This window comes from Bradyrhizobium sp. Pha-3, from assembly GCF_042258325.1.
Classification (GTDB): Bacteria; Pseudomonadota; Alphaproteobacteria; order Rhizobiales; family Xanthobacteraceae; genus Bradyrhizobium; species Bradyrhizobium elkanii.
The window spans coordinates 7003404-7015422 of record NZ_CP170151.1 but is presented as its reverse complement, the minus strand read 5'-3'; the positions used below and the strand labels follow the sequence as shown (position 1 = coordinate 7015422).

The window sequence follows — 12019 nt, the reverse complement described above, 5'->3', positions numbered from 1 at the left end:
ACTCTCAAGGAAACGGATGCATGTCGGACGCGGCTGCGACACTGACGCAGGACCGGCAAAAGCTGGAAATGGCGGCGCTATCGGCGCCGGCCGTGATCTTCACGGTCGCAATGATCGCGTTTCCGGTCGTCTATACGATCTGGCTCGGCTTCCAGACATTCTCCTCGACCGGCAAGCAGTCCTTTGCGGGTCTCGCCAACTACTCAAAGCTGATCTCCGACTACGAGTTTTGGCACGGGCTCTGGGTCACCATCGCGCTCTATGTACTGTCGTTGGTGCTCCAGCTCGTCTTCGGCGTGTGGCTGGCTCTGGTGTTGTTTCACGCCAAGCGCCTGCCGGGAATCGTGCGCTCGCTGTTCATCTCCCCCTTCATGATGCCGCCGGTAGTGGCGGGCATGATGTGGCTGGTGATCCTCGATCCCTCGCTGGGCGCGGCCAATTACATCCTCCAGTCGTTCGGCCTGCCGCCGTCGGACTGGCTGGCGTCGCCGACATGGGTTATCCCGACCGTCGCTCTGATCGACAGCTGGCAGTGGACACCATACGTCGCCTTGATCGTGCTGGGCGGCCTGCAATCCCTGCCGCCGAGCGTCTACGAGGCGGCGCAGATCGACGGGGCTTCGCCGTTCAAGACCTTCCAGCGCATCACGCTGCCGCTGCTCTTGCCGACCATCGTCACCGCGGCCATCCTGCGCAGCGTCGATCTCCTGCGCTTCTTCGACATCATCTACATCACGACCCAGGGCGGCCCCGGCAACGCCTCGAACACGCTCAACATCTACGGCTTCCGGGTGGGTTTCGAGTTCTTCAACATCGGCTATGCCAGCGCCCTGATGCTGACGCTGACGGCGATCGTGTTCGGCGCCGTGCTCGCCTTCAACCGCCTGCGCGGCGCAGTGGCGTGGTGATGTCATGACGGATGCCGCCAACACCGACCGCTGGATCCGCTGGCTCAACACCGTGCAGCTCGTGCTGGCCGGCGTGCTCATTATGGCCCCGACGGTCTGGATGGTGCTGTCCTCGTTCAAGCCGTCGTTCGAGGTGACGGCCTATCCGCCGACGCTGATCTTCACGCCAACGCTCGACAATTATGTCGAGCTGACGAAGACCACGCCGTTCCTCAGCTATGCGCTCAACAGCCTCATCGTCACCGTCGGCTCGACAGCGCTCGGCCTACTGTTTGGTATCCCCGCCGCGTTCGCCGTGTCCTGGACACGGATATCGTGGCCGGCGATCCTGACGCTCGCCGCGCGCATGGCGCCCGGCACGCTGTTCCTGCTGCCGTGGTACGTCATGTTCCGGCAAATCGGCATGATCGGCTCCTACACCGCGCTCATCCTGAGCCACGCCGTTATCACGCTGCCGATCGTGATCTGGGTGCTGCTGCCATCCTTCGACGGCATCCCGCGCAGCGTCTTCGAAGCGGCGCAGGTCGACGGGTGCAGCGTCACGCGCATCCTCTGGCGCATCGCGCTGCCGCTGGTGGCATCAGGCGTCGCCGTCTCGGCGATCCTCGCCTTCGTCTTCTCGTGGAACTACTTCCTGTTTGCGCTGGTGCTCTCCAACGGCGACACCAAGACGCTGATCGCGGCGGCCTTCAACTTCATCGGCGAAGGCTCGACGCAATGGGGCGCCCTCATGGCCGCGGCGACGCTGATCGCGCTGCCGCCGCTGGTGCTGGCTGCCCTGGTGCAGCGCTGGCTGGTGTCCGGACTGACGCTCGGTGCGGTGAAAGGCTAGGTATCTGATGAACGTGTCACCCCGTCCGAATTCGATCATGCAGGCCGCGGTCTTCCACGGCAACGACCGCATCACCATCGAGCGCGTGGCAATGCCCGACGTCGGCACGGGTGAAGTGCTCGTGCGCGTTTCGCGCACCGCATTGTGCGGCTCCGACTTCAAGCTCTGGCACAAGGGCGCCGAGTTCACCGCCGGACACGAAATCTTTGGCGTGGTCGAGCAGCCCGGTCATCGGCTGCATGGTCGCCGCTGTGCCGTCTATATTCCGCTCCACTGCGACTATTGCGCGGCCTGCAAACGCGGCGACACCCAGATGTGCCTGGAAGTCTCCAGCCTGATCGGCTGGAACCGGCCGGGCGGCTATGCCGAATATGTACCGGTGCCGGAAAACTGTCTGCTGCCGGTGCCTGACGATATCGAGGACAGCCTCGCGCCGCTGCTGCTCGACACCATCGGCACGTCGGGCCACGCCGTGCGCTTCGTCAGCCGCGTGGTGTCGCCGGGTGAGGCCGGACCTGTTCTTGTCATGGGCGCGGGGCCAGTCGGTCTCGGCGTCGTGCTGGCGCTGCGTGCGCTCGGCTACAACGACATCTACGTCGCCGACCCCAATGCGACGCGGTTGAAGATCGCGCAATCCTTCGGCGCGAAGGCGCATCCCGTAGGCGACACCTCGAAGCGCTTCGCTCTCATCATGGAATGCTCCGGCGCGCATGCGGCGCGCAATCTCGGCATCGAACTTGTCCTGCCGCGCGGTGCGCTGGTGCTGGTCGGCGAGAACGCCGCGCCCTGGACCATCGAGGAAGGCAAGGTGTTCCGCCGCAAGGACTTCTACATGATCCGGACCTTCTACTTCCCGGTCTCGGATTTCGAGCCGAACATCGAGCTGCTGCGCAGGTTCAAGGACGAATACCGCGTCCTCGTCGACGGCGAGTTCGGCCTGTCGGCCCTGCCTGAGAATTTCGCCCGCTTTGCCAAGGGCGAGCTGATCAAGCCGGTACTGGCGCTGGATTAAGCGATCATGGCCTCGATCTCGATCCGCAACCTCGTCAAGCGCTACGGCAGTTTCACCGTGATCCCCGATCTCAATCTGGAGATCGCGGACCATGAATTCGTCGTCTTTGTAGGGCCATCCGGATGTGGCAAGTCGACACTGCTAAGAATCATCGCGGGTCTTGAGCCGATCACGTCCGGAGACCTCTACATCGGCGACAAGCGCGTCAACGGCGTGCAAGCTGCACAGCGCGACATTGCGATGGTGTTCCAGGACTACGCGCTCTATCCGCACATGCGCGTCTACGACAATATGTCGTTCGCATTGGAGCTGCGGGGAACGCCGAAGGCGGAGATCGATGCGCGTGTGAAGCGTGCCGCCGGGCTCCTGCACATCGAGCCCTATCTCGATCGCAAGCCGAAGGAGCTCTCCGGCGGACAGCGCCAGCGCGTCGCCATGGGCCGTGCGATTGTGCGCAATCCCAAGGCGTTCCTGTTCGACGAGCCGCTGTCCAACCTCGACGCAAAACTGCGCGGGCAGGTGCGGGCCGAGATCAAGGCGCTATCGCAGGAGCTCAAGACCACAATGGTCTTCGTGACCCATGACCAGATCGAGGCCATGACGATGGCCGACCGGATCGTGGTGCTCCAGAACGGGACGATCCAGCAATACGACACGCCGGAGACGGTCTACGAGCGGCCGGCCAACCAGTTCGTCGCGGGTTTCATCGGCTCGCCCGCCATGAACTTCTTCCCGGTCGAATGGCGTGGGGAGCGCGCGATCCTTTCGCAAGGCGCTACGGCGGTGCCCTTGGATGGCGAGACCGCAAGCCGGCTGCGCCGGGCCGGCAGCGCGATCCTCGGCGTTCGTCCCGAGCATTTCGTCGCGGCCACTGATACGGCCGATAGCGTTGCCATCAACGTCAAGCTCGTCGAGCCGCTCGGCTCGGATACGCTGATCCATTTCGATCTCGCCGGCGTCTCCGCGATTGCAAGGGTCGATCCGTCGTTGCGACCAAAGCTCGGCGATCGCCTCAGCTTGCGGCCGCAGCCGGGCAAGACGCATTTGTTCGATGCAGCGAACGGGCAGGTCTTGCTGTGAGCGCATCGGCGAACATAGCAGGTCTTTCGGCGCTCGCGGACGTGGCGTCGAGAGCCCGGCGTGTCCAGGTGATCTGCCTTGGGCTATCGGCGCTCGATCAGGTCTGGCGCGTCGATCGGCTCTTTGCGGGCAACAGCGAGAAGATAAAGGCCATCGACTACGGTACCATTGGCGGCGGAATGGCCGCCAATGCCGCGGTTGCGGTCGCACGGCTCGGTGCCTCCGTCGCGTTCTGGGGGCGGGCAGGGGACGATGCCGCCGGGCACGAGATGCGGTCGGCTTTTGCGGCCGAAGGCGTCGACGTCGAGAATTTCCGGCTGTTTCCCGATGGCCGCTCATCGGTCTCGGGGATCATTGTCGACGGTTCGGGCGAGCGGCAGATCGTAAACTTCCGTGGTCTCTTTCCGGAAGCGGCCGATTGGCTTCCGCTTGAAGCCGTCGCTCGCGCATCCTCGGTGCTGGCCGATCCGCGCTGGGTGGAGGGCGCCGCGACGCTGTTTCGCGAGGCGCGTGCGCGCGGCATTCCGACGGTGCTCGACGGCGACATGGCTGATGCCGAGGTATTCGAGCGAGTGCTGCCCCTGACCGACCACGCGATCTTCTCCGAGCCCGCGCTCGCTTCTTTCGCCGGATCTGCCAAAGACGAATCTCTCGCAGCGCTGGGGCGCTTCGGCTGCAGTGTTGTTGCCGTCACACGCGGCGAGGACGGTGTGAGCTGGTACGAGAATGGCCAGGTGCACCGGCACGCCGCCTATGCCGTCGATGTCGTCGATACCACAGGCGCCGGCGACGTCTTCCATGGCGCCTATGCGCTGGCGATCGGCGCCGGTCTCGAAGTGCGCAACGCCATGGCGTTTTCTGCAGCCACGGCCGCGATGAAATGTCGCCACCCCGGTGGCCGCAACGGAATCCCTACCATCAACGAGTGTGTTGCATTCATGAGGACGAAGCCATGAGAACGATTGGAAAGAACCGCGGACTGGGCCGCCTTGCTGACGCGGAAGGCCACTTTCGCATGGTCGCGCTGGATCAGCGGCCGCCGCTGTTCGATGCCATTGCGAAGGCGAAGGGAATCACGCGGGATCAGGTCGAATATTCCGACGTCACCGCGGCCAAGCGGCTCCTCGTGGAAAACCTTGCGCCGCATTGCAGCTCGATGTTGTTCGACCCGAATTTTGCCGTGCCCGCCGCGATCGATCTGTTGCCGCCGCGCTGCGGCCTGATCATGACGCTGGAGGAGCATCGCGTCGAGGAGACCGCGGGCGGTCGCAAGTCGCGCGCGATCGCCAACTGGAGTGTGGAGAAAATTCGCGCCATGGGCGGCGACGCCGTCAAGGTGCTGGCGTGGTATCGGCCGGATGCGGACGCGGCGGTAAACGAGCATCAGAAGCACTTCGTGCGCGAGATTGGCGAGGAGTGCGCCCGCCACGACGTTCCCTATGTTCTTGAACTGCTGGTCTATCCGTTCCTTGGCAGCGCCAATCACACCGCCGATTATGTGGAATCGCCTGGCAAGCTCCCGGGCCTCGTCATCGATAGCGTGCGCGAGTTTGCCAAGCCCGAATACGGCGTCGATCTCCTGAAGCTTGAGAGCCCTCTCGCGGCAAACAGCCTGCCGGCCCGTGACGGCAGCGCCGAAGCCAGGGCCGCGCAGAAGGAATTCGATGCGATCGGCGATATCTGCCGCGCGCGGAGCATTCCCTGGGTCTTGCTGTCGGGCGGCGCCGCGCCGGAAAAATTCGAGCGCGTCCTCGACTTCGCCCATGCCGCGGGCGCGGGCGGTTTCCTGGCGGGCCGCACCATCTGGCTCGATGCCGTCCTGAAGAATTTCCCGGACCTTGCGGCGGTTTCGACGAGCCTGCGCAAGGATGGCCTCGGCGTGCTTGAGCGGCTCAACAAGCTGACGACGGCCAAGGGTGCGCCTTGGAAGGCGCGCTTTCCGGTATTCACCGATATTAAGCAGGAGGGTGACTTCGCGCGCGCCTATTGAAACGGTAACGGCTCAACGTGTCTTGGCCCGGCAGGACTCGAATCTGCAACCAGACCGTTATGAGTGGCGAACGAAGGTCGTTGACCTTTCGTTTCAGGGGCGAAGTCGCGCTGACGGTCTCATGCTCCGAGCACCGGCTCCTTGCCGGTGAAGGCCCTGAGTATATTCGCCGTGAGGCGCGAAAGACCGTTGTCGCAGCCGTTCCAGGCCAGGGTGCCGGCATAGGCGATGGAGCCGACCGAAAACACCCAGCCGCCTCCATCGATCGGAAACAGGACCATGTCCGATCTCACCACGTCAGGCCGCTGAGCGCCTCCCTGATCCGGAAGCGAAAGTGTGAGATCCTCGATGACGAGCTGATACTCGTTGCCAAGCCCGGTCGACGTCCCGAGCACATAGGCATGCTCGGGACTTCCGAGCGCAACGTCGTACCTGTCGACCTCGTCTCCCACTGCTCCACCCAGCACATAGCCGTAATCGCCGACGATTTCCTCAGTGATGCCGTCAAACAATTTCGCGGCGGGCGAATTGTAGCTCGCCTCCAGACGCCGATATCCGCAGCCCTTCGACCATCCCTCCGATGCGAAGCCCACACCTAGCATCTTGTTCGGGGCGCGGCCGCGCGTGCGCCAGATGCCGCCGGCTTCAGTCGTCGCAACATGGGTCCGTTCGCCATAGGGGGCATCCCAGCAGCGCGTGCCGCTGTTGTCGCGGCGCACCTCTATGACCCAGGGCTTTGCACCGAGCCGGCTCGTCACCCAGTAGAAGCCGTTGCCGCCAAGATACATGACCCGTCCGCCGTCATGCAGGTATCCGTCGAGGATATCGAGGCCGGTTCGTGTCCAGTATTCCGGGTGCGAGCCCGTGACGATCGCCGCGTACCGGTCGGCCAGGTTGCGGCCACCACGTTCGAAATCCTCGTCGGTTGCGACGTGGTATTCGATGCCGAGGTGCTCCAGCCATTCGATGATGTACATGTCGACGGGAAAGTGACGGTACGAGCCCGTTAGCCAGTTCGGAAAACCAGGGCGGACGTTGAACAGCGGTCGTCTGCGGCTCGAATAGCGAACCGGCGTTCCGTCGGCATGGGTATCGTAGCAGGAACGGCCCGGCTCCGGATGTGAGAACAGGTACTGTTCGTCCTCGGGCACCACCTTGTCATGAGGCATCACCGATGAGAAATCGAGCGAGGCCAGGTGGTCGTTCGCATAGGCCAGATAGGTGTTGGTCGGCACCAGGAACAGCACGGGTGCCGAAGTGCCCAGGACTGGCCTGACAAACAGCGGAAAATGATTGCGGCTTCCGCCGGCCTCGAGCCGAACTGCGTAGACTCCGCTTTGAAGGTCCTCCGGCAGGCGGAATTCGAGATTATACCTCCAGCCGGCATCCACCATGTCGTCGTCGTGGAATTGCAGCGCACAGTACTGCTCGGGAACTTCGACGAAGGAGTCGCTTCGCCCGTCCCAGTTGCGTCCAGTCACACCGCGCTCGACGCCGTTGACAAGGTGCCCCTGTTTGCCTCCAGCGTCCGGCTCAATCGTCTCTGACGCGAAGTCCCTGCCGAGTTTCCATGCTGCCCATGCCGGCTGCGTGGGAGTCTTCCCTGCGTGCCATGCGGCGATCATCTCGGCGGATGGCTTCGCGAGGTGCAGCGTTGGCGAGTCGATCTTGCCGTTATATGGCTCCAGCGGCGACCCGGACCGGCCGATGCCGGCCGCCGCGAGCAGGAGCGTCGCCGCATTTGCCGTCGCGCCGGTTGCCGCGCAGAGCGTGCGTTGTGCCCCAACCTTGGCATCAAGACGCCTGAGGTCGATGCAGACCTCGCCGTCGCCGATGGAAGTCAGGATCGAATACCAGTGTTTGGCGATGATCGCATCCGGCAAGACCGCGAGCGTTGCGCTGCCCATTCGAAGCGCAAGACCGCCTGAGATGATGACGAGCGCAACGTCGCCAATCGACCAGATGGCCTGCGGCGCGCTCCGCTCGGGGACGGTCGGCCATGCCCAGCAATGGACGCTGATCGCCGCATCGTTGATCGGTGAGGGAAGCGGAAATTCGGCGTGCGAGCCGACCATTGTGGATTGCACGCCGCCGGAAACGGTGCGGTCGAGCACCGACGAGAAATCGATCACCTTGCCCTCGATGGCTTCGTCGCGCCCGGGACCCGAGACCAGTCGCACGAGGCTTGCGCGGGCGGTGGCGTGCGGCGTGCTGATCGCGAGCCGGACGACATCGCCGGGCTCGCAGGACCACTCCTCGAAATAAGCCTGGATATCCATCTGACGCCGCCCACGCTCGCTGGTTAAGTCCGCTTCGGACGCGCGATGTCCGAACGCGCGCCCATCATTCGCGGATCAAAGCCGGCGGGGAAACATCTGTTGCGGCATTCTGGAGTCCGGGAGCAACAACACTGGAGAAGAGGACAGGCGCGCCACGGCTGGTCCCGAAAGTCCGCGTCACAATCCGCGCAGGAACCGGTCGCCGAGCGCGACCGTTCCGTCGGTGTAGCCCGTACCCAGGCGTCGTGCGGTTTCGGTGTCCGAATGCGAAGCGAGCCAGGCCGTCAGCAGCATGCGCCTGAGCATCACGAACGCAGGCAGCATGGCCTCGTCCTCGCGCGAGACCGGTGCGACGGTCCGGTATCCCGCGAGCCACGACTGCTGGAGCAGGTCTATCACCGGCTCGTGCTCGATGAAGCTGACGGCCGCGGCGAAGTCATAGAAGAACCACGAGAAGCCGCAATCGTCGAAGTCGATGACGCCGAGCCGGTCGCCTTCGACGAGCAGGTTGGCGAGGCGGAGGTCGGCGTGAACGAGGCCAAACCGCTGCTCGCCCCGTCCGTAAGCCTCGACGCGCCGTTCAAGTTGGTCGGCGACCCTCTGCAGCAGCCTGCGGCTATCGTCGCGCAGGCCAAGACCGGCGCGCCAGTCACCCCATAGTGGCCGGCGGCCCAGCATGGTATCGAAATCCCAGACTTTGCGCTGGAACGTTGATGGCATTGTCCATCGGCGGCTGTGCGCGTGAAGCCGCGCGCTGGTCGCGCCGAGCTTGCCGAACCAGGTGGCCAGATCGTCCGAGGCGTCCGGCTCCTTGCCGCTGAGGAATTCGAACGCAACGACGTGTCGTGTCGCGCCACTCAGGGGAATGGGGCATAACAGGTGTCCCTCCCGATCGGCGACCGGGCGCGGCGTGAGCACCACGTTGTCTGCGATCACGGCGTCGATCCAGGCGAGCTCGGACGCAATCTCGTCAGGCGAGTGATAGCCGGGCCGCTGCACGCGCAACACGAGTTTTTGCCGAGCGGCCGGATCCTGCGCGAGAAAGGTGGTGTTCTCGGAATGGCTGAGAAAGGCGAGCGTCGATTGCGATGATAGTCCCCAGCGCGGCAGGCTCGCGGCAAGAGAGGCCTGCATGCTCTCGATAAGGCCGGGAGTCATCATCGCGGCCAACCGACCGTCTCGGGGTCCGCGAGGTCAAGAAGGCTCGCGATGATGCGATCGGGAACGACGTCCGCAACCGCATTGAAAGGGACGTCGCTGGCGAGCAGGATCGACCGCATGCCGGCGGCCTTTCCTGCTGCGATATCGGTGCCGATCTGGTCGCCGACCATGACGGTCTCATGCCGGGCGGTGCCGAGATGCGCCAGCGCCTGTTCGATCAGGAACGGTTGCGGCTTGCCTAGCACGATCGGCTTGGTATTGGGAACGGCCGCCGCAACCGCGGCCGTGATCGCGCCGACGCAGGGATCGTAGCCGTCATGAACCGGCGTCAGGACATCGGGATTGGTGGCGATGACGGTTGCGCCGGCGAGTGCGGCCCTGACCGCGGTGCGCAGCTTGGCGTAGTCGAGCGCGGCATCGAATCCGAGCACGACGATCTTGGGCTCGACGCAGGTCAGGCGATAGCCACTGTCCTCGATCGCCTCGAGCAGTGGTCGTTCGCCGATCGCAAACACGGGCGTGGTGCGCGGCCAGCGCCGTTCGAGCAGGGACGTGACCGCCGAAATCGTCGTGAAGACCTGTGACGTCTCGGCCGGAATGCCGATGCGGCTCAGCTTGGCGGCAAATTGCGCGGCGGATTTCGTCGAATTGTTGGTGACGAACGCGTAGGGCAGGCCCCGCTCGCTCCATCCGCGAAATGCCTTGACGGAGTCTTCGATCGGACTGTCGCCGCGATAGGCGACGCCGTCGAGATCCGAGATGATGCCGCGAATGGGATGGTCGGCCGAAGCAACGCGCTGTTCCAATGCTGGGATTCCGTTCAGTTCCGCGAGCATGATCATATGGTTGCCGGCATGGCGTTGCTGCTCTGTGCATCCATCATTTGTGTGCTGCACATTGGAGAGGCGTCCTTGCCTTGCCGTTGTGCGCCATGCTTCCAGGAGCCGAAAATCTCCGTGCGCGACTGCGGCGCCCCGGGAGTGTCAGCAACGGAATCGTGGAGCAGCAGGAATCGGGCGATTGCGGCCTTTGGTCTAGGCTTTGCAGGCGTGAAAGCCACGATTTGTGCAAGACGATCGAAACGGCTGAGTGCCTTGTGGCCTCGAGAGCAGTTTCAGCGTTGCCGAAATCATCGAGGGATTACCATATGATCAACCGCAGAGACTTGATGTTAGGGGGACTGGCCGGGGCCGCGGCGTTCGGCTTCGGGCGGGTCAATCCCGACTTTCTTGTGAATTCCGCCTTTGCCGCCGAAGGCAAGATACTGCGCTTTCTTGGCGCGGAAGCGCTGACCGGCAACTGGGACCCAACCACCCATACCAATCTCGGCCAGCTCATCGTCGAGGGCTTTGTGTTCGGCTATCTGACGCGGGCGCCGATGCGGCCGGAGAAGCCGGACGAGTTGATCTTCGAGTTGGCTGAATCGATGAAGCCCATCGACATCTATACGATGGAGGTGAAACTCAGAAAGGGCGTCAAATTTCATGACGGGACCCCGTTCACAGCGGCCGACGTCAAGGCGACCTATGAATATGGCTGCCAACCCGATCGTCCGGCGCAGTGGTACCCCGGTCTCGTCACGGTCGACGTCGTCGACGACTACACCTGCCACATCAACACCAAGGCGCAGGGCTATCCGGCGACGCTCTACTACTACCTGTCGTCCTTCCTGCCGATCATGTCGGCCAAGGACGTTGCCAACAAGGCGCAGCTCTCGGCGCGCATGAACGGCACGGGCCCCTACAAATATGTCGAGCAGAAGGGCGACACCACCGTTCTCGCCGCCAATCCCGACTTCTTCCTCGGCGCAGCGAAGATCCCGGGTGTCGAGTATCACTTCGTCGGTGACACCACGACGCGCACGCTGTCGCTGTTGAACGGCGAGGCCGACATCATCGAGCGGCTCGAGCAGGAGCAGGTCGAGACCATCTCGAAGGATGCCCGCTTCAGCATCCACAAGGCGGTTTCGGTCGAGAACAAATACCTGTTCTTCCGCTGCTCGAAGAAGCCGTTCGACGATCCGCGCATTCGCCTCGCCGCATGCTACTCGATCGACCGCAAGCAGGTGCTCGACGTGCTCGGCGTCTCCGGCATCTATTCCAAGGCGCACATCTCGCCGGTCAAGTTCGGCTATGCCGAGGTGGCCGACTATCCTGAATTCGATCCGGACAAGGCGCAGAAGCTGCTCGCGGAGGCCGGCTTCCCCAAAGGCCAGGGCCTGCCCGAGCTCACCTATTACACGTCGGTCGGCTTCTATCCGAAGACGAAGGAATATGCCGAGTTGATTACCGGCATGCTCCAGGAGCAGGGGTTCAAGGTCAATCTGCAGACGCTCGAAGTCGCGGCGTGGGGCAATTTGCTTTACGACAAGCCCGGCGGCGGTGAGGGCAACATGATCGACTGCGGCTGGTGCACCGGTTCGCCCGAGCCGGATCTCGTCCTGCGCACCCACTTCCACTCCTCCTCCAAGCGCATCACCGGCATCGTCGACAAGGACATCGATGCAGTGCTGGACAAGGAGCGCAACGCCACGACAATCGAGGAGCGCAAGAAGATCCTGCAGACCGAGACGCTGCCGACCATCGCCAAGAAGGCCCCGGCGCTCGCGTTGTTCACCTCGGTCTTCATCCATGCCTACAGCAAGAAGCTGGATGGTCTGTACATCTATCCGAACGGCATGCAGGACATGACCAAGGCAACACTGGCATGATGATTGCTCGGCAGGCCGGGTACGCCCGACCTGCCGGTTCGCGGACG

Annotated in this window: 10 protein-coding genes; 7 read left to right on the top strand and 3 right to left on the bottom strand. The window is 63.6% G+C overall.

Features of this window, described 5'->3' with window-relative positions; translation table 11 throughout:
- Positions 1-20 precede the first annotated feature (20 nt).
- Genes ACE10X_RS33495 through ACE10X_RS33470 form a run of 6 tightly spaced genes read left to right on the top strand, consistent with a single transcriptional unit; the run spans position 21 to position 5822 of the window.
- Positions 21-908 (top strand): carbohydrate ABC transporter permease, encoded by an 888-nt coding sequence (locus tag ACE10X_RS33495; protein WP_038382894.1) that lies wholly within the window; start codon positions 21-23, stop codon positions 906-908.
- 4 nt (positions 909-912) lie between these two features.
- Positions 913-1740, top strand: coding sequence for a carbohydrate ABC transporter permease (locus ACE10X_RS33490; RefSeq protein WP_016848476.1), 828 nt, complete (start codon positions 913-915; stop codon positions 1738-1740).
- A 7-nt stretch (positions 1741-1747) separates the two neighbouring features.
- The gene (locus tag ACE10X_RS33485; RefSeq protein WP_038382895.1) at positions 1748-2752 is read left to right on the top strand and encodes a zinc-binding dehydrogenase; all 1005 of its coding nucleotides are present in this window, start codon (positions 1748-1750) and stop codon (positions 2750-2752) included.
- 6 nt (positions 2753-2758) lie between these two features.
- Positions 2759-3832, top strand: a complete 1074-nt coding sequence (locus ACE10X_RS33480) for an ABC transporter ATP-binding protein (RefSeq protein ID WP_304556660.1) — start codon at positions 2759-2761, stop codon at positions 3830-3832.
- The gene (locus tag ACE10X_RS33475; RefSeq protein WP_375763411.1) at positions 3829-4788 is read left to right on the top strand and encodes a sugar kinase; all 960 of its coding nucleotides are present in this window, start codon (positions 3829-3831) and stop codon (positions 4786-4788) included. Before ACE10X_RS33480 ends, ACE10X_RS33475 begins: the two co-directional genes overlap by 4 nt.
- On the top strand, positions 4785-5822 hold the full coding sequence (locus ACE10X_RS33470) for a tagatose 1,6-diphosphate aldolase (RefSeq protein ID WP_038382900.1): 1038 nt from the start codon (positions 4785-4787) through the stop codon (positions 5820-5822). The genes ACE10X_RS33475 and ACE10X_RS33470 overlap by 4 nt, the downstream gene beginning before the upstream one ends.
- Before the next feature lie 119 nt (positions 5823-5941).
- Here ACE10X_RS33470 and ACE10X_RS33465 read toward each other — a convergent pair whose 3' ends face one another.
- The 3 genes from ACE10X_RS33465 to ACE10X_RS33455 form a co-directional block, all read right to left on the bottom strand.
- Positions 5942-8101, bottom strand: a complete 2160-nt coding sequence (locus tag ACE10X_RS33465) for a N,N-dimethylformamidase beta subunit family domain-containing protein (protein WP_051002810.1) — start codon at positions 8099-8101, stop codon at positions 5942-5944.
- Positions 8102-8278: 177 nt separating this feature from the next.
- The gene (locus tag ACE10X_RS33460; RefSeq protein WP_038382906.1) at positions 8279-9262 is read right to left on the bottom strand and encodes a phosphotransferase enzyme family protein; all 984 of its coding nucleotides are present in this window, start codon (positions 9260-9262) and stop codon (positions 8279-8281) included.
- Entirely contained in the window at positions 9259-10068 is an 810-nt protein-coding gene (locus ACE10X_RS33455) for an HAD-IIA family hydrolase (RefSeq protein ID WP_038382907.1), read from the bottom strand. Before ACE10X_RS33455 ends, ACE10X_RS33460 begins: the two co-directional genes overlap by 4 nt.
- Before the next feature lie 341 nt (positions 10069-10409).
- Here ACE10X_RS33455 and ACE10X_RS33450 point away from each other — a divergent pair, with 341 nt between their 5' ends.
- Positions 10410-11972, top strand: coding sequence for an ABC transporter substrate-binding protein (locus tag ACE10X_RS33450; protein WP_038382901.1), 1563 nt, complete (start codon positions 10410-10412; stop codon positions 11970-11972).
- Positions 11973-12019 lie beyond the last annotated feature (47 nt).

Bases quoted from the DNA above. Each gene is read 5' to 3' on its own strand.
- ACE10X_RS33460 (WP_038382906.1), bottom strand. From the start codon at position 9,262: ATGATGACTCCCGGCCTTATCGAGAGCATGCAGGCCTCTCTTGCCGCG.
- ACE10X_RS33480 (WP_304556660.1), top strand. From the start codon at position 2,759: ATGGCCTCGATCTCGATCCGCAACCTCGTCAAGCGCTACGGCAGTTTC.
- ACE10X_RS33490 (WP_016848476.1), top strand. From the start codon at position 913: ATGACGGATGCCGCCAACACCGACCGCTGGATCCGCTGGCTCAACACC.
- ACE10X_RS33470 (WP_038382900.1), top strand. From the start codon at position 4,785: ATGAGAACGATTGGAAAGAACCGCGGACTGGGCCGCCTTGCTGACGCG.
- ACE10X_RS33495 (WP_038382894.1), top strand. From the start codon at position 21: ATGTCGGACGCGGCTGCGACACTGACGCAGGACCGGCAAAAGCTGGAA.
- ACE10X_RS33465 (WP_051002810.1), bottom strand. From the start codon at position 8,101: ATGGATATCCAGGCTTATTTCGAGGAGTGGTCCTGCGAGCCCGGCGAT.
- ACE10X_RS33450 (WP_038382901.1), top strand. From the start codon at position 10,410: ATGATCAACCGCAGAGACTTGATGTTAGGGGGACTGGCCGGGGCCGCG.
- ACE10X_RS33485 (WP_038382895.1), top strand. From the start codon at position 1,748: ATGAACGTGTCACCCCGTCCGAATTCGATCATGCAGGCCGCGGTCTTC.